16 protein-coding genes are annotated in these 23,418 nt (G+C 36.6%); 11 read left to right on the top strand and 5 right to left on the bottom strand.

Features of this window, described 5'->3' with window-relative positions:
• Positions 1 to 43: 43 nt before the first annotated feature.
• Complete coding sequence (locus ACQW5G_RS02900) at positions 44 to 3,079, bottom strand: YfhO family protein (protein ID WP_429971577.1); 3,036 nt, start codon at positions 3,077 to 3,079, stop codon at positions 44 to 46.
• Positions 3,080 to 3,138: 59 nt separating this feature from the next.
• Positions 3,139 to 4,515 carry a hemolysin family protein gene (locus tag ACQW5G_RS02895; protein ID WP_429971576.1) on the bottom strand — a complete coding sequence of 459 codons (1,377 nt, stop codon included), beginning with the start codon at positions 4,513 to 4,515 and terminating at the stop codon, positions 3,139 to 3,141.
• A gap of 198 nt (positions 4,516 to 4,713) precedes the next feature.
• Between ACQW5G_RS02895 and ACQW5G_RS02890 the strand changes: the two genes are divergently transcribed.
• On the top strand, positions 4,714 to 7,029 hold the full coding sequence (locus tag ACQW5G_RS02890) for an HAD-IC family P-type ATPase (RefSeq protein ID WP_429971575.1): 2,316 nt from the start codon (positions 4,714 to 4,716) through the stop codon (positions 7,027 to 7,029).
• A 196-nt stretch (positions 7,030 to 7,225) separates the two neighbouring features.
• On the top strand, positions 7,226 to 9,841 hold the full coding sequence (gene adhE / locus ACQW5G_RS02885) for a bifunctional acetaldehyde-CoA/alcohol dehydrogenase (RefSeq protein WP_429971574.1): 2,616 nt from the start codon (positions 7,226 to 7,228) through the stop codon (positions 9,839 to 9,841).
• A gap of 39 nt (positions 9,842 to 9,880) precedes the next feature.
• Here adhE and ACQW5G_RS02880 read toward each other — a convergent pair whose 3' ends face one another.
• Positions 9,881 to 10,765 carry a LysR family transcriptional regulator gene (locus tag ACQW5G_RS02880; RefSeq protein WP_429971573.1) on the bottom strand — a complete coding sequence of 295 codons (885 nt, stop codon included), beginning with the start codon at positions 10,763 to 10,765 and terminating at the stop codon, positions 9,881 to 9,883.
• A 133-nt stretch (positions 10,766 to 10,898) separates the two neighbouring features.
• On the opposite strand from ACQW5G_RS02880, the gene ACQW5G_RS02875 reads away from it, so the two are divergent.
• On the top strand, positions 10,899 to 12,542 hold the full coding sequence (locus ACQW5G_RS02875; RefSeq protein ID WP_429971572.1) for a malolactic enzyme: 1,644 nt from the start codon (positions 10,899 to 10,901) through the stop codon (positions 12,540 to 12,542).
• 105 nt (positions 12,543 to 12,647) lie between these two features.
• Positions 12,648 to 13,640 carry an AEC family transporter gene (locus tag ACQW5G_RS02870; RefSeq protein ID WP_429971571.1) on the top strand — a complete coding sequence of 331 codons (993 nt, stop codon included), beginning with the start codon at positions 12,648 to 12,650 and terminating at the stop codon, positions 13,638 to 13,640.
• Between the two features lie 32 nt (positions 13,641 to 13,672).
• Here ACQW5G_RS02870 and ACQW5G_RS02865 read toward each other — a convergent pair whose 3' ends face one another.
• The gene (locus ACQW5G_RS02865; RefSeq protein WP_429971570.1) at positions 13,673 to 14,170 is read right to left on the bottom strand and encodes a TetR/AcrR family transcriptional regulator; all 498 of its coding nucleotides are present in this window, start codon (positions 14,168 to 14,170) and stop codon (positions 13,673 to 13,675) included.
• 117 nt (positions 14,171 to 14,287) lie between these two features.
• Between ACQW5G_RS02865 and ACQW5G_RS02860 the strand changes: the two genes are divergently transcribed.
• From ACQW5G_RS02860 to ACQW5G_RS02835, 6 genes are all read left to right on the top strand, one after another.
• Positions 14,288 to 16,597 carry an MMPL family transporter gene (locus ACQW5G_RS02860; protein WP_429971569.1) on the top strand — a complete coding sequence of 770 codons (2,310 nt, stop codon included), beginning with the start codon at positions 14,288 to 14,290 and terminating at the stop codon, positions 16,595 to 16,597.
• 79 nt (positions 16,598 to 16,676) lie between these two features.
• Positions 16,677 to 17,324, top strand: a complete 648-nt coding sequence (locus ACQW5G_RS02855; RefSeq protein ID WP_429971568.1) for an HD domain-containing protein — start codon at positions 16,677 to 16,679, stop codon at positions 17,322 to 17,324.
• A 50-nt stretch (positions 17,325 to 17,374) separates the two neighbouring features.
• Positions 17,375 to 18,010: an HD domain-containing protein gene (locus tag ACQW5G_RS02850; RefSeq protein ID WP_429971567.1), complete on the top strand. Its 636-nt coding sequence runs from the start codon at positions 17,375 to 17,377 to the stop codon at positions 18,008 to 18,010.
• Positions 18,011 to 18,147: 137 nt separating this feature from the next.
• Entirely contained in the window at positions 18,148 to 20,166 is a 2,019-nt protein-coding gene (locus ACQW5G_RS02845) for a KUP/HAK/KT family potassium transporter (protein WP_429971874.1), read from the top strand.
• An 86-nt stretch (positions 20,167 to 20,252) separates the two neighbouring features.
• Positions 20,253 to 20,816: a cadmium resistance transporter gene (locus ACQW5G_RS02840; protein WP_429971566.1), complete on the top strand. Its 564-nt coding sequence runs from the start codon at positions 20,253 to 20,255 to the stop codon at positions 20,814 to 20,816.
• A gap of 11 nt (positions 20,817 to 20,827) precedes the next feature.
• Positions 20,828 to 21,169, top strand: a complete 342-nt coding sequence (locus ACQW5G_RS02835; protein WP_429971565.1) for an ArsR/SmtB family transcription factor — start codon at positions 20,828 to 20,830, stop codon at positions 21,167 to 21,169.
• 28 nt (positions 21,170 to 21,197) lie between these two features.
• Here ACQW5G_RS02835 and ACQW5G_RS02830 read toward each other — a convergent pair whose 3' ends face one another.
• Positions 21,198 to 21,704: an aminoacyl-tRNA deacylase gene (locus ACQW5G_RS02830; protein ID WP_429971564.1), complete on the bottom strand. Its 507-nt coding sequence runs from the start codon at positions 21,702 to 21,704 to the stop codon at positions 21,198 to 21,200.
• Between the two features lie 121 nt (positions 21,705 to 21,825).
• On the opposite strand from ACQW5G_RS02830, the gene ACQW5G_RS02825 reads away from it, so the two are divergent.
• A complete protein-coding gene (locus tag ACQW5G_RS02825) occupies positions 21,826 to 23,400 on the top strand; it encodes an Nramp family divalent metal transporter (RefSeq protein ID WP_429971563.1) in 1,575 nt (524 codons plus the stop codon).
• Positions 23,401 to 23,418: the final 18 nt, after the last annotated feature.

Raw genomic sequence — 23,418 nt, 5'->3', positions numbered from 1 at the left:
AATCCAATAAAAAAGCGGCCTATTGGGCATAGGTCGCTAAAAATTATTTTTTATCTTTTTTGAAATACCAAAGAATCAGACTCGTAATTAAAATTATAAACAAACTAAGCATACTAATGATTTTTCCAAGCATTAATCCAGGAGTCTGGTAGTTTAACTTGATGTGGTGTTTACCAGCAGGAATTACTGCCCCTACAAACGCTTTGTTTACGCTTTGAGTTGGAGCTGCTTTTCCATCGATGGTTAACTTCCAACCAGCAGAATAAGGAATTGAAGTAGTTAAAATGGACTTCTTTTCATTATGGCTGGTTCCAGTAATCTGGTTTGCCTTAGTTTTAATGTTAGTTAAACCATTTTGTTGGTTTTGTTTGATAGTGGCATCATATTTAGCATCAAACGGAACGGCAATTACACGGGCGTGTTTGAAATGAAGGGCATCAACACCACTGTATTTTAATTCAATCTGCTTACGGGCATTTTTAGAATAACCTAAGTTAATCAATGCATGCTGCTTAGGAAGATAGTTGGATAGCTCATCCGTTCCTAATTGCGTAACCGCATTACTCATTCCTTTTGCATTAGCTTGTAAAATGAAACTACCGTTGTTATAAGTGGAGATGTTTTTTCGGAAGAGATTGAGTTTTTCAAACTTAGTTTCAGATTTGTTAGTTAACTCATTGTTGTTCGCTTTGATTTGATTGAGGCTGTTTTTTGAAGCATAACTACCCTTAATTCCATCTAACTCTAGGTATAACTCAGCGTTTTTGGTTTTGGCAGGGTTAGCAATTTTGATGGTCGTTGGAATTGGTTTTCCCAATGCATCTTTAGTTAGATAGTGAAGGCCATCATGATTTTGTTTTTGCAATTTAGTAACAATTTTTTGATTTTGTTGCAAGATATTTTGAATTTGCGTTTCTGAAGCATAGTGGAAATTAGGGGAAGTTGCATGATTAGTTTTATCCGCAAAGTCAGATTTATCAAGCATCTTTTGGTTTGTAATAAGTTGCTTCGTATCGAATTTAACCTTGTAATTGAGATGCTTAAGTTGACTGTGATAGTTTAAATTTGAAATTCCTGAAATAGATTTAGCTACATTAGCAGCTTGAAGCATCACTTGTTCCTTATTGTTAGCTGATAACTTGGTAAATGCCTTATCATTGATGATTTTAGTTTGCGTAAACATCAATGGAAGGGCGTTTTTGTTTTTTGCTAAGACAGTTCCAACCGCGTATTTATCACTGGGAACGTTACTAGCGTTTTTAAATAGTTTGGGATCATGATGATCACGAACGAGTTTAAATCCGTAGGGTAAGTCTTTATGTGCTTTGTCAGAGCGGACAAACATATACTTAACTCCAAAGAAACTTTCAAGGGTTGAGCGGTAGTCGTTTTGGGCAACCGGATCATTTTGAGTGAATTGGTTATTTTGCACTAAGCGTTCTAAATTACCGACAAAACCGTTTTCAACCGTTAGATATGAAGCAATATCATGAGTTCCTAAAATCATTGGTAGATTTGAAGCCGCATTGAAAAAGTCCGTGTTGATGAAATTATCACGGGTATCAGGGAAGTAATGGTATTTAGGACCAATGGTGGTTCGATAATGACCTAGTTTAGGTTTTACAAATTTTTCCGCCCCATTGTAGTAATTCTGGGTATAATTTTGGGCGACATCTTTGTTTAACATGCCCTTAGAATAACCACTGCTATCCGGACTATAGAATCCAATTCCAAGCGAAATTAAGTTCAATGTCACTAGTAATAAGACACTACTAATTAAAGTTTGCGTTTTCCAATGGTAGAACTTAGCGATAAATAGTACGCCTAGTAAGATAAATAACAGCATGTATTCTGCAAAGTCATGCCGATGAACTTTGAAAATGAACCCATTACAGAGCCAAATTAAGCTAACTAAGCCAACGGAACTAATGGCAAAAATACCTAAGTCACGTTTAGTTAGGTCAGTTAAATGATCTGACAAAATAGCCGTTGCTAAACCGATGGGTAATAAAATTAAGGAAGCCCAACGGTTAGAAGGAGCAGCCATGGCATTGAAAACGGAACTAAAAGCAGGAATTAAAATTCCAATCATGGCAATGATTAGCCCGGTATTTAAAGCCTGATACCGTTTGAAATGAGTAAACGTATAAATAACGGCTAAGAAACTAAACCCGCTAATTCCAATTAAGAGCCAGAAATTAAAAGCACCACCAAGACCAAGGATTTTACCTGGAAGGTTTAAATAATAACTAACTGGATAAGTGAGGTAGCCATTAGCAAACGTATTAGTTATTCTGGTTGATTTAATGGCATATAGGACCGTTGGAATTAGAAGAATGGCAGATAGAGTGATTCCACCAAGAATGGCTGTTAACAAACGAATAAAGCTCTTTTTTAGATTAAACAAACTTGCGTTACGCACAGAAAAATAACGAATGATGACATAAATTAAACAACCTAAGCCTAAGATATAGGCAAAATAAAAGTTACTTAAAAAAGTAATGAGGGTTGCTAAAAGAAGGGGGACAATGGATTGATTATGAATGATTTTTTCAATTCCTAAGGCCAATAAAGGAAAGAAAATTAATGGCAAAATGAAGAAAGCATGATGGAGGCCAGCATATAAAGCATAGCTACCAAAAGTATACGTTAATGCACTAATGACTAAACTGTACTTTTTAAAATGGAATTGTTTGGCAAATAGCATAAAAGCTAGTCCAGCACAGTAAAGCCGTAAAAGCACTAACAAACCATAGCCTAATTCAATTTGATTTTTAGGAAAGAAAACAATTAAATAGTTGAATAAATCACCCACTACATAATAAGAAAAACTAGTTAATTGATCTGCACCCATTCCAATGTTCCATGACCAGTGGGTAAATCCTTGAAGCGGATGTTGCACAAAGTGAATTAACATATCGTGGAAACTAACTAAGATGGGATAATGTTGCGCAATTCCATCCAAACTCCAAATCAATGAAGTATTAGTCAAAGAAAACATAAAAGCAAAAGTTGAGGTAATTACAGCAAACAAAATGGTGTAACCCAGCCAGGCTGGTATTTTTTTAATTGCGTTCATTATGTACAAAACTCCTTAAATAAAAAAACGAGGCCAAGCCTCGTTTTTCTTTAATATTATTAATCTTTATCTTTTTCATCGTCGTCATCTTCATCGGGAAGAGGATCGACTTTTTTAACTTCGAACCAGTCAATAAATGAGTTTTCGTAGGTAAGTACTTTAAATTCAAAGTCACCTAATCTAACGACATCTCCAACTTTGATGTGCGGATTATGTTCAATGATAAATCCTGAAAGGGTAACGATATCAGAACCTTCAAAGGGTTTAATATCAACGTCAAAGAATTTTTCAAAGTCATAAGTATTAAGTTTACCGCTGATTTTGTAAGTGCCATTAGGCTGACGGAAAATTGAAGCGTGGTTTGCTGGATCAATTTCGTCTCGAACAGTTCCAAATAATTCTTCGTAGATATCTTTATCAGTAATAATTCCTGAAGTACCACCATATTCGTCAATTACCACAACGATTGGTTGGTGGTTGGTGATCATTTGTTGAAGCACCATAGCGATTGGGGTAGTTTCAGAAGTGGTACTGATATCACGAATCAAACTCTTGATTGGCTTATCAGGGTTAACTTGTGATTGTTGAATTAAATCGTAGATATATACATATCCCAGAATGTCATCTTTATCGTTATCTTTAACAACGGGAAGACGACTAAACTTAGTGTTTAAGTAAGTTTCGATAGCTTCAGCATCAGTTGAAGTGATATCAATTGTTTTAAGTTGAGTTCGGTCAATCATCACGTCTCGAGCAGTTTTATCATTTAATTCAAAGGCCCGACGCATGTATAAGTAATCGTCTTTTTCCAAATCACCGTTTTTAACGGCTGCTTTAGAAACACTAAGAATTTCTGATTGTGATAACGCCTCGTCGTTTTCGTTGGCAACGGGAAGCCCTAACATTTTGACTACTCCAGAAGCAGAAACGTTAAGTAGCCAAACAAATGGGTAAAACATAACGTGGAAGTAGTGAAGTGGACCACTTACAGCGTTTAACACTTTGAGTGGCATATCAATACTTAAGTTTTTAGGTAAAATTTCAGTGAAGACCACTTCAAGGTAAGTTAATAGTAAAACACCAATGGCAACTCCTAAACCGTGAGCTGCAGCAGCGTTCATTCCAAGACCTGAAGCACCAAATAAATCAACGAAAACCTCAACGGCAAAAGATTCACCAATCCAACCTAAAATGATTCCGGCAAGTGAAACCCCTACTTGAGTAGTAGATAGGTATTCGTTAAGGTTTCTCACCATCTTTAATTCAAGCTTGATTTTACGTTTACGTTTTTTACTAGTGTTCTCGTCTTCAAGTTCCTCTTCCAGAGCAGTCGGCCGTGATTGCACAAGGGCAAATTCACAAGCAACGAAGTATCCGGCAAAGAAGAACATGACTAATATAATAACTAAGTCGAGTAATATCGATCCAGTAACCAAAAAGCATTCCTCTTTTCATTTTAATAAAGTGTGATTAATTCTAACTGGAAAATTCCAGCGATATATGTTTCTAATTTTACCATAATATAGAAAGAAACACGATTTGTTGTCTAAACCGGTAAAAATTTACTTAAGTTAACAGATGAAAACTGAAAAATAAAATCGGCTTAGCTATAATTAATGAAAAGAGGTGGCAAAATGACACAAAATTTAATGGGTTTGAATACCGCTCAAGTCAAAGACCGTATGGCAGCGGGAGAGAAAAATACTGCTCCAGAAAAATTAACTAAGAGTATTAAACAAATTATTATTGAAAATACATTTACGTTATTTAATTTAATCAACCTATTCCTAGGCTTCTTGGTCTTTCTAACCGGTAGTTACAAAAATATGCTGTTCTTGTTTGTTGCAGTAATGAATACTTCAATTGGAATTTTTCAAGAAATTAGAGCTAAACGGCAAGTTGATAAGATGGCGTTATTATCTCAATCAAAGGTTAAAGTAATCCGAAACGGACAAGAAACGGAAATTGAACCAGATCAGATTGTATTAGATGATTTAATCGTTTTACAACTCGGCGATCAGGTTCCAGTTGATGGACTTGTAAAAGCCACGAAAGAACTAGAAATTGATGAATCGCAAATTACAGGGGAATCTGATGTAATCGTTAAAAAAGACGGACAAACATTAATTTCCGGCAGCTTTGTGGTAAGCGGGCATGCAATTATGCAAGCTACCAAAGTTGGTAGTGCCACTTTTGTTAATTCATTGACAGAAAAAGTTAGTAAAACGGCGAAGAAAAATAGTGTCTTGTTGAATTTAATTAATAAGATTATTCGGATTTTAACCGTGATTATTATTCCTTTAGGCTTATTATTATTTGTCTCACGGTTGTTCCACGGAGTGTCATTGAATCATGCTATTTTGGGAACGGTGGCAGCGATGATTGGGATGATTCCAGAAGGGTTAGTTTTACTTTCATCAGTGACACTTGCCATTTCTGCTTATCATTTAGCCAGGAAACGGGTATTGGTCCGTGATTTAGCATCCATTGAAACATTAGCCCGAGTAGATACCTTATGTTTAGACAAGACTGGAACGATTACCAATGGGAAACTAAAGTTTAAAGAATTAGTGTTAGCAGATGATGCAAAACAAGCTGACGCAGCAGCTATTTTAGGGTCATTAGTCCATGAAGTTAATGATACTAACGAAACGGCGGATGCAATTAAAGCTGCTTTTTCGCAACACCCATACCAAGCTCAAGAGATTGTCCCATTTTCTTCCGCCCGAAAATGGAGTGGAGTTAAATTATCACAGGGAAATTTTGTGTTAGGCGCACCCCAGTTTGTATTGCAATTAACGGATGCACAAAAACAACAAGTCCACGATTTTGCGGCTGCAGGGAATCGCGTTTTAGCTTTAGTCAGCGCAACTGATATTAGTCGAGAAGGCTTACAAAACACTAAACTGATGGCCTATATTTTGATTACTGATGTGATTCGAGAAGATGCTCCCAGTACGTTACATTATTTTGCTGACCAAGGTGTGACAGTCAAAGTTATTTCTGGAGATGATCCCACTACAGTTGCTGCAATTGCCAAACGAACGGGGATTAAAAATGCAGATCGGTTAGTTGATATGACAACCGTTGCGGATGACGCCGATTATCATAAATTAGTAGCTCAGACCACTGTTTTTGGTCGCGTGAAGCCAGAACAAAAGGAACGCCTTGTAAAAGCTATGCAAGATAATGGGCATACCGTTGCGATGACGGGAGACGGAGTCAATGATATTTTAGCATTGCGTCAGTCCAATTGTGGAATTGCTATGGCATCGGGAAATGAAAGTACGAAGAGTATTGCTGACTTTGTTTTGATTGACTCTAATTTTTCTGCTTTAATCAACGTGTTAAATGAAGGACGACGAGTAATTAATAATATTGATACGATTGCAGCTCTTTACTTAATTAAGACCATGTTTTCCATTATGTTGAGCTTGATTTTCATTTTTATTGCCAAAAGTTATCCGTTCCAACCGATTCAACTTACGCCGATTAATAGTTTGATGGTGGGAATTCCATCATTCTTATTAGCATTATCGCCAGAATTTCATCCAATTCGTAACCGCTTCTTTACTGGAATTGTTGAAATTGCGTTGCCATCGGCACTTTGTGTGGTGTTGTATATCATGATGATTGGTGGAATTGGAAGTTTATTGTCATTCAATGTGACCACTACGGATACTTTAAATGTTTTACTAACTGGTTTGATTGGGTGGCAAGCTTTGATTCTGGTTAGTCGTCCATTTAATCGTTACAAATTGATGATTATTACCTTTAGTATCTCGGCATTTATGCTGTTATTTATTTGTTTTGGTAAATTCTTTTATCTTACCAATCTCTTTACTTGGCAAGTTGGGGGAATCGGATTATTGTTAATTCTAACGATTAATCCAGTTTTTATAGTGATTCAAAAAATAGTTAATCATTTTTACCAAAAACGTCTAGGTTAGCCTACAGACGTTTTTGTTTTAACTACCATTGTTATTAATTTAACAATTTCTTTATAATCATTATAAATAACGCTTATAAGCTGATAAAACGGCGTTCTCAAGAAAAATAAACAAAAAGATTGCAATAAAAAACTGATGTGATATTATGAACTTGTGAAATAAATAACAAAACATTTATGAACCGGAGGGTAAGTTTATGGTAGACAAAAAAGAACCAGATGTAGTAGCAATCAAGAAGAATATCGATGATATGGTTGCTAAAGCACATGTTGCCTTAGATGAAATGAGTAACTTCGATCAAGAAAAAGTTGATAAAATTACTCATGCAATGGTGATTGCTGGAGTTAATGCACACCAAATGCTCGGTAAAATGGCTTACGAAGAAACTGGACGTGGAGTAGCTGAAGATAAGGCAATTAAGAATTTATTTGCCACTGAAGAAATTTGGCACCACATCCGCAATGATAAAACTGTTGGAATTATTTCAGAAGACTCAGAACAAGACTTAATCAAAGTTGCTGAACCACTTGGTGTATTAGCTGGAATTACTCCAGTAACTAACCCAACTTCAACAACATTATTTAAAGCAATTATTTCAATGAAAACTAGAAATGCAATTATCTTTAGTTTCCATCCACAAGCAATTAAATCATCAATCAAAGCTGCCGAAATTTTACGTGATGCAGCCGTTAAGGCCGGTGCTCCTAAAGACGCAATTCAATGGATTACCACTCCTAGTCGTGAAGCAACGAATGCCTTAATTCAAAACCCAGGGATCGATTGTACTTTAGCAACTGGTGGTCCTGGTTTAGTTAAAGCAGCTTACTCAGCTGGAAAACCAGCTTTAGGTGTTGGTCCTGGTAATGGTCCTGTATACATCGAAGAAACTGCTAACATCCCACGTGCCGTTAACGATTTAGTATTATCAAAGACTTTTGATAACGGAATGATTTGTGCCACTGAAAACAGTGCAGTTATTGATGCTTCAATCTACAACGATGTTAAAGAACAACTTTCTTTAAACCGTGTTTACTTTGTTCCAGAAAGCGAAAAAGCTCAATTAACTGACGCAATGTTTGATAGCAAACGCCTTAGCGTTAAAGGACCAGTGGCTGGTGCTACTGCTCAACAAATCGCTGACATGGCTGGAATTAAAATTCCTAAGGATACTCAAGTACTTGCCGTTGAAATGACAGGAATTGGTCCTAAATACCCAATGTCAGGGGAAAAATTATCACCAGTTATTTCAGTATACAAATCAAAAGATCATAAAGATGCTTTCAGAATTGTATCTGAACTATTAAACTACGGTGGTTTAGGTCATACTGCTGGAATCCAAACTTCAAATGACCAATTAGCCGTTGATTTTGGAATCGCAGTTAAAGCTTCACGTGTCATTGTTAATTCACCAGCTGGACTTGGTGGAATTGGTAACTTATACAACAACATGACTCCTTCATTAACTTTAGGTACTGGATCATGGGGTCAAAACTCAATTTCTCATAACGTTACTGACTACGACTTATTGAACATTAAGACAATCGCAAAGAGAAGAAATAATATGCAATGGATTAAATTACCTAAGATTTACTTTGAAAAGAATTCTGTTCGTTACCTTAAAGATATGCCTGGTATCAAGAAAGCCTTTATCGTAACTAGTCCATCAATGGTTAAATACCACTACGTTGATAAAGTATTAGACGAATTAAATGCTAGAGATGATGGAGTGCAATACTACATCTTTGATGACATCCATGGTGAACCAACTACTGATACTGTTAACGCTGGGGTAACGCAAATGCGTGGCTTCAAACCAGATACTATCATCGCTTTAGGTGGTGGATCACCACTTGATGCTGCTAAGATGATGTGGTTAATCTACGAAAACCCAGAAACTGATTTCTTTGGTGCTAAACAAAAATTCTTGGATATCAGAAAACGTGCTTATCGTTTTGAAAAACCAGCTAAATCACAAATGGTTGCTATCCCAAGTACTTCAGGTACTGGATCAGAAGTAACTCCATTCTCAGTTATTACTGATGCTAAATTACACATCAAATACCCACTAGCTGATTACGCTTTAACTCCTGATGTTGCTATCATTGACCCACAATTTGTTGCAACTGTGCCAAAATCAACTATCGCTGCTTCTGGACTTGATGCCTTAACTCATGGGATTGAATCATACGTTTCAACCATGGCTTCTGATTACACTCGTCCATTATCACTACAAGCAATTAAGATGATTTTTGAAAACTTAACTGATTCATACAACGGTAACATGGAAGCTAGAGATAAAATGCATACTGCTTCAACTATTGCCGGAATGGCCTTTGCTAACGCATTCTTAGGAATTACTCACTCAATCGCTCACAAGATTGGGGGACAATTCGGAATTACTCACGGTATTGCAATCGCAATTACTTTGCCACATGTAATCCGTTACAACTTCGAAAAACCTAAGAAGATTGCTACATGGCCTAAATACGAATCATTCAGAGCTGACCAAGATTACGCAGCAATTGCTCGTTACTTAGGTCTTCCAGGTTCAACTGATGAAGAACTTAAAGAAGCTTTAGTTCACAAATTTATCGAATTAGCTCACTCTGTTGGTGTAACTTTGAGTTTGAAAGCTCAAGGAGTTAACAAGAAGGACTTAGAAGCTGCCGCAGATCACCTTGCTGAATTAGCATATGCTGACCAATGTACAACTGCTAACCCTAAAGAACCACTCTTTGCCGATCTCAAGAAGATGATTCTTGAAGAATATGATGGTGTTGGAGTTGAAACTGACACTGATAAAGAAGTTTAGAGTAGCAAAAAAGAGTCGTCTGATGACGACTCTTTTTGTTTAGTTATTTTCGATAGGGGTTGATATTGAACTGGTAAGCAAATCAACTAATTGATGTTCTTTTGGTGAAAGGACGTGGGTTTTACGATACGTTAAGGAAACGTAGAAATGATCTAAATCTTTATCATCAATTGGAATTGCCACGAGGTTATCTTTAGGACCGATGGCTTGTTCGGTTAAGAAAGATACCCCTAAATCTTCAGAAACTAGTTGCTTTAATAATTCAATATCTTGCGTATGGTAACGTACGTGTACGCTAATACTATGTTCATTACACAATTTATTGAATGTGTTATGGTGCACGAAATCATCGGAAAGAGAAATAAAGTTTATACCATTAAGATCTTTAATTTTAATTTTGTCGCGTTTAGCTAATGGAGAGTCAGGTGAAACGATAATTCTGAACTCACTTTTAGTTAACAATTTGGCATTAATGGCATGACTTTCGATGGGTTCGTTGGAACCAAGAAGGGCGATATCAATTTCCCCAGAACGGAGTTGGTCTAGTAATTTACCAGATCCAGCTTCAATGTTATCGAGGTCATCTAAAATGTCAGCTTTGCTAAGTTCTAAAGCTAAACTAGGGAAATAATAATTTCCAATGATAGGGGGGAGACCAAAGCGAATTGGTTCTTTAAAATTATGATGCATATCTTCTTTTAAAGATTCCACTTCACGATTAATAATCTCGGTATGTTTATGTAAAACTTTACCATGGGGGCTTACTTTGATTTTGTGATGGGCTTGGTTTCGGTTGATAAGTTCAACGTTAAATTCTTTTTCTAGCCGTTGAATCGCCATTGAAATTGTTGGCTGACTAACACCAAAGTATTCGGAAACAGTCGTATAACTCTTTAGTTCCACTAGTTTGTTAAAGTAAATCAAGTCTTGTAGTTTGATAAAATCACCTCATATAAGTATTGCTTATGTAAATTATGTGTTTGACAATTATTTTCTCTGTGAACTAATATACAGGATGTTTATTAATATAATGATACTACAAAAAGGAGCCTTATCTATGTCAAGAGGACAAGAAATTGTAAATAATCCCTTTTTAAATAAAGGTACTGCATTTACTGAAGAAGAACGTAAGACATTAAATCTTCAAGGTATGTTACCTCCACGTGTACAAACTTTGAAAGAACAAACTGCTCGTGTATACAAAGAATATTTAACTAAAAGTAATGATTTAGAAAAACGTGTTTACTTAATGAGCATCTTCAACGAAAACCGCGTACTTTTCTACGCTACTTTTGCTGAACATGTTAGTGAATTCATGCCAATCGTTTACGATCCAACTATCGCCGATTCAATTGAAAACTACAGTCGTATGTACGTTAACCCACAAAACGCTGCTTTCTTATCAATCAACGATGATGATCAAGAAACTATTCGTCAAAGCTTAATCAATGCTGCTGAAGGCCGTAACATCAGATTATTAGTTGTAACTGATGGTGAAGGTATTCTTGGTATTGGTGACTGGGGTACTCAAGGTATCGACATTCCCGTTGGTAAATTGATGGTTTATAGTGCAGCCGCAGGAATTGATCCTTCTGAAGTATTAGCTGTTGTGCTTGATGCAGGTACTACTAGAAAAGAATTGCTTGAAGATCCATTGTACTTAGGTAATGACCAAGAACGTGATTATTCTGACAAATACTACAACTTCGTTGACACATTCGTTAAAGAAGCTGAAGATCTTTTCCCTAACTTATACCTACATTTCGAAGACTTTGGTCGTGCTAACGCTGCCAACATCCTTGAAAAATACAAAGATCAATACTTGGTATTCAACGATGATATCCAAGGTACTGGTATCATTGTATTAGCTGGTGTATTAGGTGGTCTTAACATTTCTGGTGGTAAGATGACTGAACAAAAATACATTTGTTTCGGTGCGGGTACTGCCGGTGTTGGTATTGCTCAACGTGTTGCTGAAGAAATGGTTCAAGCTGGTTTAACTGAAGAAGAAGCTAAAAAACGTTTCTACATGGTTGACAAACAAGGTCTATTATTCGATGACATGACTGACTTAACTCCTGGTCAAAAAGAATTTGCTAGAAGTCGTTCAGAATTTGACAACTCAGAAGATTTAACTAACTTACTTGCTGTTGTTAAAACTGTCCATCCTACTATCATGTTTGGTACTTCAACTGTTCATGGTGCATTTACTGAAGATGTTATCAAAGAAATGGCTGCTCATTGTGAACGTCCAATCATCATGCCTATCTCAAACCCAACTAAGTTAACTGAAGCTACTGCTGCTGATGTTATCAAGTGGTCAGATGGTCGTGCTTTAGTTGCTACTGGTGTTCCAAGTGCTCCTGTTGAATACAACGGTGTTACTTACGAAATCGGTCAAGCTAACAATGCTCTTGTTTACCCTGGTATTGGTTTAGGTGCTATCGCCGCAACTGCTACTAACTTAAGTGACAAGATGATTTCAGCTGCTGCTCACTCATTGGGTGGTATTGTTGACCCAACTCAACCAGGTGCACCTATCTTGCCACCAGTTGACAGATTAACTGAATTCTCACAAACTGTTGCCAACTCTGTTGCTCAAACTGCTGTTGATGAAGGTATTACTCGTGAAAAAGTTACCGACGTTAAAGCTGCCGTTGAAGCAGAAAAATGGTACCCAGTATACAAAGAAGTTAAATAATATAGCGTAACTTGAAAAAAGCGTTCGTATTTAATTACGGGCGCTTTTTTTGTGTCGTTTAGACAAAATTGGATATTTACGAAAAATTAGGAGAAAAAATTTAATATGACTGCATTCTTAACCTCATTATCAAGTGTGGGTGAAATTGTTTTAGTAATTGCACTTGGTTTCTGGCTACGTAATTCCGGCCGCCTTGGTGATACCTTCAAAAGCAACATCGCTTTTATCATTATGGATATCGCTTTACCTGTTTCAATCTTCATGTCAGTGGTGACAAGATTAAACCGCGATAAGCTGATCGGTTTATCAGGAAGTTTATTCTACCTGTTCCTTAGTTTCCTACTAGGCTACCTGGTAGCCATCGCGTTAGTAAAGATTTTTAAGATTCGTAAAGGTCGTCGCGGTGCATTTATCAATATGTTTGTAAATGCTAATACCATCTTTATCGGAATGCCCTTAAACGTGGCGTTGTTTGGTGACAAAGTGTTGCCATTCTTCTTGCTTTACTACTTGATGAATACCATTTCGACTTGGGCAATTGGAATCTTCTTTATTTCTGCAGATGATCCAACCAAAAAGAAGGGTGAAAAAACTGATGCGAACTTTAACTGGAAGAAATTACTTCCAGCTCCATTAATTGGATTTATTGTGGCATTAGTTTGGCTTAGCTTGAATTTACCAGTCACATTTATTGTGCAACCAAAGGCTTTCCCAATGCTTGGGAATACTTTTGAAATGATTGGTGGTCTAGTAACACCATTGTCATTGATTTATATCGGAATTATTTTAGCGGATGCAGGATTAGATTCAATTCACTTTGATCGTGATTCGATTTTGGCTTTAATGGGACGTTTTGTAATTGCACCAGCAATTATGATTGCTGTACTGTGTTTCTTTATGCATCAAGGGATCAGTTTGCCAAAATTAGAAATCTCAACTTTCGTAGTTCAATCTGCTGCCCCAGGTTTAGCAGTTCTTCCAATTTTAGTGGGTCGCTCACATGGGGATGTGGCTTATGCAACAAATATTGTTGTAACCAGTACAGTTTTATTTGTATTCGTGGTTCCAATTGTTATGCAAATTGTTAATTTCTTATAAGACACAAAAAAGCATCCAGTGATGGATGCTTTTTAGTTGGGAAAAATTCCGGTGGTATAGATTTCGTCGAGTTCCTGATAGTCGTTGATTAGATCATAATTTTGATTGGTCATTTCATTCCAGATGAAAATGGCGGCAATTTTACCAATGACCCAAAAAATATCGCGATGATCACTTTTTTTGGTAATTGAGCTAAGTAAGACGTTATTGGTCGTATGACGGAAATCTTCGTCATTCGCTTGGCGGTCTAAAATTTTTGGATAGTTGGTCATTAAAGCTTGGTCAATCGTAGTGAATGGCTTAACTTTAAATTCCTCGATTGAGAAATCAGAATCGTTGACCATATTGGCGATACAAGAACGGAGTAAATCGTATTTATCGTCGTAATGTTGGTAAAAAGTATTTCGATGAATCATGGCTTTTTTGACAATTTCTGCGACGGTAATTTTAGAAAATGGTTGTTCGGTGAGTAATTGATTAAAACTTTCCCGGATAAATTTATTGGTTCTTTCCTTACGTAGATCAGTCATTTATAGACACTTCCTTAACAATGCACATTTAATGTGCATTGTAACATGATTGTCCGTTTCTTTTTAAGCAAAATGCATTGATAATGGGGACATTGATGATTTTAGGGAGGAAAAACGATGAAGAAATTTTTAAATCAACTCGGACAATGGGTTTTCAAGAATAAATGGAAAACTTTATTGGGCTGGGTTGTCATGCTCGGAGTCATGATTGGTTTTGCTGCAACTTTGGGTTCTAATTTTAATCAGAACTTGAAGATTTCAGGAATTCCATCAACTGATATCCAAAGTACAATTAAGAAAGAGTTCCATCAAAATTTAGATGCTGGAACGATGAAAGTGGTTGTGCAAGCTAAAAATGGGGACTTAACTACTGAGAAGAATAAAGCTAAGTTAGAAAAACAAATTAGCGAGATTAAGAATAAAGATGGTATCAAGAGTGTTCAAGATCCATACCAAGCACAAGCAGTTAGTAAAGATAAAACAACTGCCTACGTTAGCATCACGTTCAAAAAAGACGCACGGTTAGTTTCTGATAAGCAAATTAACGACGTTAAGCATCACTTCAATACATTGAAGCATGATGACATGAAAGTTGCTTACAATGGAACTGTGAACGTTACAAAGACTGAAGTAGGTGGGTTATCTGAATTAATTGGAATTGCCCTTGGATTTATCTTGTTATTGATTTTGTTCCGTTCATTTGTCTCAGCTGGACTTCCAATTGTGAGTGCTGTGGTTGGATTAGTATCTGGAATTTTAATCATTACAATTGGAACCAACATCTTCTCAATTAGTAATGTGGCCCAAACTTTAGCGGTGATGATTAGTTTGGCAGTTGGAATTGATTACGCGTTATTCATTGTGCATCGATACCGCAGTGAATTAAACGAAACTGATAATAAACAAGCTGTGATGGGTGCTACCATCGAGAGTGCCGGAGCTTCAGTTTTATTTGCTGGGGTAACTGTGATGATTGCCGTTGCTGGCCTAAGTGTGGTTGGCATTGATTTCTTAACTCAAATGGGACTTGCGGCCGCAGCTAGTGTCTTCTTTGCCATTCTTTCAGCTTTAACGTTATTGCCAGCTTTGATGTCTTTAGGTAAAAATCATATTAGTGCAAGTCATGAAAAAGAAGATGACGTAAAACCAGATGGAATCTTTACTAAAATGATTGTCGGTCACCCGGTAATTTCAATTTTAATTTCTGTTATTATTTTAGCTGGATTTGCCTTTCCAGCATCTCATATGCGTTTAGGAATGCCATCTGATGGTCAATTAGCGCAAAATAACACTAAACGACAAGCCTACGATATGATGACGGATAAATTTGGGGCTGGTTCAGATGCTAACTTAGTGGGAGTGATTAAACTTGATAGCCATGCATCTGCTGCTGAAAAGCAAAAGACGATTGATAAAATTACGACTAAGTTAGCTCATACAAAAGACGTAGAAAAATTAGTGCAAATGCCAGATCAAAAGAAACTCAAGCAAGCCCAATCTCCTGAATTCCAGGCTCAAGCTAAGGAACAAGGTGCAGCGTACGTCAAACAACAAATGATGGCAGCAATGATGAAAAATCCTAGTATGAATGCTACGCAACAACAAGCTGTGGTAAAGAAAGCCACCGCTGATTTCCAAGCCCAAATGCAGGCTAAGATGCAAAAAGAAGTGATGTCGTCAGCAATGCTAAGTGATGATGGTAAATATGCCATGTTTATCGTGGTGCCAAAGACTGGTTCTCAATCAGCAAAGACTGAAACATTAGCTAATAAAATTAACGACATGGGCAAACACTATCAAAAATATGACAATACTGACATTATTTTGACAGGGACAAACGCCGTTAATATTGATATTACTAAGAAATTGAACGCTGCCATTCCTGAATTAATTGGGTTAGTCATGTTGCTAGCATTTATTCTCTTGATGTTAGTTTTCAAATCAGTCTTAATTCCATTGTTTGCGATGATTGGATTTGGAATGTCAATCTTTGCTTCATTTGGTTTAACGACCTTAGTAATGCAAGATGGTTTCATGAATGGACTATTAAATATCCATACTAGTGCACCCGTATTGGCATTCTTACCAGTAATTGCGATTGGAATTTTGTTCGGATTAGCGATGGATTATGAAGTGTTTATGGTTTCGCGGATTCATGAAGAATACGCCAAAACTGGTGATAACGATCAAGCCGTTCGAACTGGAATTAAGAAAAGTGGACCGGTCATTGTAACTGCTGCGATTATTATGATTGCCGTATTTGGTAGTTTCATTATCGCAGTTGATCCAACGGTTAAATCAATTGGAATTGTGTTGGCTTTCGGAGTCTTTTTCGATGCCTTCCTAGTTCGTTTGATTTTTGTCCCAGCCATGATTAAACTTTGTGGTAAGTACAACTGGAAGATTCCGTTTATCGGGAAAAAATAAATTTAACAAAAGCATTCGTAATTATTTACGGATGTTTTTTTGTGCTTTAAAATAGTTCTATACAAACAATATGGAAAAGGTGAATCAAATGAACGAAAAATTAAACCAAGTACGTGCGTATTCACAAAAAATGATGGCTGGAGATAACTCCGGTCACGGATTTGATCATATTGAACGAGTTACAAATATGGTATTGAAATTATTAACCGATGAACCAGCAAACGGTGAAATTGCGTTAACTGCCGCTTATTTACACGATGTTTTTGATGATAAATTAACTGATGACGTTGCAGGCCGGAAAGCTGACGTACGGCAAAAACTAGCTGAATTTGGTTATTCAGAGGATGAAATTGAAAAAGTTTTTGCGATTATTGAACACATGTCCTTTGCTGATAATTTGGAAGGCAAACAAGAACTTTCCAAAGAAGGTAAAATTGTGCAAGATGCTGATCGGTTAGATGCCATTGGTGCAATTGGAATTGCCCGGACTTTTGCTTATGGAGCAGTGCATGGCAATAAAATGTATGATCCCAAAATTCATCCCCGTCGTAAGATGACCCGGGATAACTATCGGGATGAAAGTACCACAATTAATCATTTCTACGAAAAACTCTTTAAAGTAGCGGATGAAATGAATACAAGAACCGCCCAAAATATTGCTTACCAACGGAAAGTTTATATGCAACGTTTTGTGGATGAATTTAAGTCTGAATGGGACGAATTATAAGATTGAGAGCTTGCTGCAGGTGAGCTCTTTTTATTTCAGGAGGAATTATCATGAGGCGAATTGATCAGGTACATAATTTTGCAGTTACCATGATGAGTGGTGATAAAACCGGACATGGATTTGATCATGTTCAGCGGGTGGTGAACAATGCTCGTAAAATTTTACAAAGTGAAACGGCCAATTCAGAGTTAGTTTTAACGGCTACCTACTTGCATGATGTTTTTGATGATAAACTCACTGATAATCCGGAAAAACGGAAATTAGAAACCCAACATTTTTTAACCAGTGTCGGATATTCTGAAAACGAAATTAAAGAAATCTTCCATATAATTGAACACATGTCATTCTCAGCTAATCTGGAACATCATTATGAGCTCTCAATTGAGGGCCAGATTGTGCAAGATGCGGACCGTTTAGATGCTTTAGGGGCGTTAGGAATTGCGCGGCTCTTTTCGTTTGGTGGGGTACATAACTATCAGATGTATGATCCAACTGAAACTCAAGTTAGTCATACCAAAGCTGAATATCGGAAACAACGGGCGACAATTAATCACTATGAGGAACGGATGAATGAAATGATTAAACGCTTTAATACAGAAACGGGAAAACAGTTTGCTCAGCACCGGTTTGACGTTGCAAATGAGTTTGTACAACGATTCAAATCTGAATGGAATCAGAAATCTTAAAAAAATGTTAAAAACGCTTGAATTTAGGTATGATAAGTTTCAAAATGTAGCGAGTAAGCAACAAATAAATATGGAAAAATAATCTTTGATTTAGGAGAAACATCTTGAAAAAAACAAATAAGATTTCTCTCGCCGGCATGATTATTGCCATCGGGATTGTATACGGTGATATTGGAACATCACCTCTATATGTAATGAACGCGATTATCAATGATGCTAAATCACCAATGAACATTACACCAGCCTATGTAACTGGAGCGATTTCATTAATTTTTTGGACGCTGATGATCATTACCACCTTTAAATATGTGGTGTTAGCCATGAATGCTGATAACCACGGTGAAGGTGGAATTTTTTCACTGTATGCCCTGGTAAAAAAGAACGCTAAATGGTTGATTATTCCTGCTTTAGTCGGGGGTGCTTCAATTCTAGCTGATGGAACTTTGACGCCAGCTGTGACGGTTACTTCTGCGGTTGAAGGATTGAAAACTCAAAACTTTGGGATTGATCAGCATATGGTCTTAGTAATTACGACCATTATTTTGATTATTGTTTTTATGGCCCAACATTTTGGAACAGCTATAATTGGTAAGTTACTTGGGCCAATCATGGTAGTTTGGTTTGCTTTTTTAGGCATTTTTGGGATTATTAACATTTTTAGCTATCCACAAATTATCGCAGCCTTAAATCCAGTTAATGCGATTGAAACTCTATTTAGTCCAGCCAACAAATCTGGAATTTTTATTCTTGGGAGTGTGTTCTTGGCCACAACTGGTGCTGAGGCCTTGTATTCAGACATGGGGCACGTTGGTCGAGGCAATATCCGAATGACTTGGCCAATTGTTTATACGGCTTTGACATTAAATTATCTAGGTCAAGGAGCTTGGATTATTAATCATTATCAAAGCAAGATGTTTGCGGAACACTTTACAAGCATGAATCCGTTCTATGGAATGCTTCCAGGAAGCTGGATGATTTTTGGGACTGTAATTGCCACTTTAGCCGCGATTATTGCTTCACAAGCCTTGATTACCGGATCATTTACGCTAGTTTCAGAAGCGATCGGACTTAAATTGTTGCCACGAATGATTATCAAACATACTGGTAATACAAAGAGTCAAATTTATGTTCCCATGGTAAATTGGCTACTTTGTGCAATTACTTTAAGTGTCGTGTGGTACTTTGGAAGCTCTGAAAAAATGGAAGCCGCCTATGGACTTGCCATCACAGTAACCATGTTGATGACCACCATCTTGCTTGGTGATTACATGAAACATCGTTATGGACGAAAAGTGGCAATTCCAGTTGTACTTTTCTTTGGGATGATTGAAGTAGTCTTCTTTATTGCAAGTATGATTAAGTTTGTCCACGGTGGATACGTAACCTTGTTAATCATGATGATTATTTTATACGTTATGTGGGTTTGGTATTTTGGAAACAAAGCCCGGGAGCGTTATGATCGGGAAAGTGAATACATTGAAGTTACCAAGTATCGTGATCAGTTAGAAAATTTGAGTAAAGATGAAAGCATTCCAATGTACTCAACTAACCTGGTTTATATGACTAAGATGCATGATGGTTATCGAATTAAACGAAACGTTATGTATTCCATTTTGGATGAAGATCCGAAGCGGGCCCAAGTATACTGGTTTGTTTCAGTTAACGAAACCGACGTACCCTATGAAAGTAATTACACGGTTGATATGATGGGAACAGACAACATGGTAAACGTACAACTTTACCTTGGATTTAAGAAAAATCAACATATCAGTGCTTACTTACATCAAATTGTTGATAACTTATTGAAACAAGGAATTTTACAAAACCAAGTACCGAAATACAGTACTGAAAAGGGACGTAAAATTGGAAACTTTAAGTTTATTATTATTAAGGAAAAACCAAATGATTTGGCCTTTAATAGTGATATTAAACCATTTGATCGTCATATGATTCGGGAACGAATTTACATGCAAAACCTTACGGCCTCACCAATTAGTTGGTTTGGGTTGGAATTTAGTGATGTTATTCAAGAAGTTTCACCACTCTTTATTTACAAGAGCGTCGATAACTATCTAGTTCAACGTAAGATTGTGAACCGTCCCAAACCAACTGTTTATCAAATTAAACCGTTAAATCCGGATGACAAAGATTTCTAACAATAAAAGCAGAAATTAAAGTTTCTGCTTTTATTGTTAAAAACATATGTTATATTTTACATATAACATATGTGGGGGAGCAAATTATGAATTTTTCTGTGTTAACCTTAACTTTTATCGCAATTAACTTGGATTTCTTTATCATGTTAATTTTTTTATTGAAGAAATACAGTACTATTAAAGTGATGATTGGCTATGCTTTAGCCGTTTTGGCATTACTAATTGTTGGTTATTTGGTTGGTGATGTTTTAGGTAAGTTTCTTCCAGAATGGGGACTAGGAGTTTTAGGATTCCTGCCAATTTACATGGCATTAAAAGACGATGACGAAGAAGTGACCGAAAATGTACATCAATCTGGAATTTATATGACTTTTATTACTTATCTATCAGTTTGTACTGGATGTGTGCTTTCAATTTTTGTTCCGGTACTACTTGGCAAAAGTTGGTCACAATTTGGTATAGCTACTGGATATTTAATTTGTTTGACTTTAATAATTGTGTTAGTCGCTAAATTAGTAGAAAATAACAGTATGGTACAAAATCTGATTGAAAAGCATGGCGAAATTTTGATGAAAGCCTGTTATATTTTAATCGGAATCTATGTGTTGTTTGATAGTGGTTTCATCAACCGCATAATTAAGTTATTTTAGGATGATTAACTGTGAAAACAAATTTTGACGAACAATTATTACCAGAAATGAATAAAATTTATAAGGTGTTAAGTAATCCGACCCGAGTGAAGTTACTTTATCTCTTAGAAGATAATGAAATGACCGTGAATGAGATTGCGGAAAAACTTGATTTAGCCCAATCCGTGGTTTCACATCAATTAGCGATTTTACGAGAACATCAATTAATCTCGTTTCATAAAAAAGGGAAGTATGTAAGCTATAGCTTAGATGATCCCCACATTTTGTGTATTCTGGACTGTACTTATGATCATGTTAGACATGTGGTCAAAGGTGAACCACACCAATATGAATTAGAAATAAAAAAGCTCTGATATCACACGATATCAGAGCTTTTATTGTTTAATCGTAAACTTCAGTAATGTCGGCAAATTTACCGTGAACTAATTTAGCCATTGCTTCCGCATTAACTAAAACGGAACGGCCAATTTGACCAGAAGAGACAATGACGTCGCCTTGTTCCTTGGCACTGTTGTCAAAGAAAATCGGGTAACCTTTCTTTTCGTAAATCCCAATTGGAGTATTAGCACCATGTTCATAAGTGGTTGCTTTTACCAAATCTTTTAACGGAATCATCCCAACTTTTTTGTTACCAGATGCTTTAGCTAATTTTTTATAACTTAAGCGGGCATCTAAAGGAACAACTCCAACTAAGGGGCCGTTTTCTTTAGAAGTTAAAGCTAAGGTTTTGTAAATTTGATGTTTGGGATAATCGCCTTCATCAGCGTTGATTTGTTCAACGTCGCCATCTTTGTAGGTAGGAAAGATGATTTGCTTATATGGGATCTTATGTTGATCCAAAATTTGTTCAACTAATGTTTTATGAATTTTATTTTTTTTATGTGACATTCGTTTACACCTCTTATTGACAATTCTAACATATTAAAATTTCCTAATGACAAATTATGATATGTAATGTACAATATGGATGAATTTAATATAGGTTTTATAGGAAAAGGAGATTTTGCGGATGGCAGAAGCTAAAAAGAAGCACCGTTTAATTGAATATGCTAATGGTAAATCATTAGACGAAATTAACGGTACTGTTGAAGTTCCAAAGAACATTGGATTTTGGAAAACATTATTTATGTACTCAGGTCCTGGTGCACTAGTTGCGGTTGGATACATGGATCCAGGTAACTGGGCAACATCTATCACTGGGGGACAAAACTTCCAATACATGTTAATGTCTATCATCTTGATTTCAAGTTTGATTGCGATGTTATTGCAATACATGGCAGCTAAACTTGGTATCGTGACACAAATGGACTTGGCACAAGCCATCAGAGCCCGTACTAGTAAAGGTTTAGGAATTATCCTTTGGTTAACGACTGAACTTGCTATTATGGCCACTGATATTGCCGAAGTTATCGGGGGAGCTATCGCTCTTTACTTACTATTCGGTATTCCAATTGTTATCGCCGTTTTAATTACGGTTCTTGATGTTTTAGTATTACTTTTACTTACATCAATCGGTTTCCGTAAGATTGAAGCCTTAGTTGTTGCTTTAATCTTAGTTATCTTCTTCGTATTCGCTTACGAAGTTGCTCTTTCAAACCCTGACTGGTTAGGTGTTATGAAAGGTTTAGTACCAAGTATTGACACAGTTAAAGAAACTCCCGTTGTTAACGGTATGTCACCATTAACTGGTTCACTTGGTATTATCGGGGCTACTGTTATGCCTCATAACTTGTACCTTCACTCAGCTATCTCACAAACACGTAAAGTTGACCATAGCGATGATGAAGATGTTGCACGTGCCGTTAAATTCTCAGCTCTCGACTCAAACATTCAATTAACAATGGCATTCTTCGTTAATGCATTACTATTGATCATGGGTGTGGCTGTGTTTAAATCAGGTGTTGTTCAAGATACTTCATTCTTCGGTTTATACCAAGCTCTTAAAGATCCTGTCTTCATGAGTAATGGTTTATTAGCTAGTGTTGCTAAAACTGGTATCCTTTCTACATTGTTCGCTGTTGCGTTATTAGCTTCAGGTCAAAACTCAACTATTACCGGTACTTTAACTGGTCAAGTTGTTATGGAAGGTTTCATCCACATGAGAATGCCACTTTGGGCTCGTCGTTTAGTAACTCGTTTACTATCAATCATCCCAGTTCTTCTCTGTGTTATGATGACTGCCGGTGATTCAAAACTTGCTCAACATGCTGCAATGAACGAATTAATGGAAAACTCACAAGTATTCCTTGCCTTTGCGCTTCCATTCTCAATGCTTCCACTTCTATTATTTACTAACAGTAAATTAGAAATGCGTGGTAAGAGATTTGCTAACGCAATCTGGGTTCAAGTTGCCGGTTGGGTTTCAGTTATTACTCTTATCTTCTTGAACCTTTACAACATGCCAAATGCTGTTCAAGGATTCTTCGGAGATGATTTAACAGCTGCTCAAACTAACCTTGCTAACGGAATTGCTTACGTTACTGATTTCTTAGTATTAGCTTTACTTTTCTGGGTTCTTTACGACCTTTACAAGTCAAACAAAGCCTTTACTGAAGAAGAAAAAACTGGTAAAAAAGCTGACTAAGCTGAATAATAATTAAAT

Source organism: Fructilactobacillus sp. Tb1, assembly GCF_050500285.1.
Lineage (GTDB): Bacteria > Bacillota > Bacilli > Lactobacillales > Lactobacillaceae > Fructilactobacillus.
This window is presented reverse-complemented; position numbering and strand designations above follow the sequence as displayed.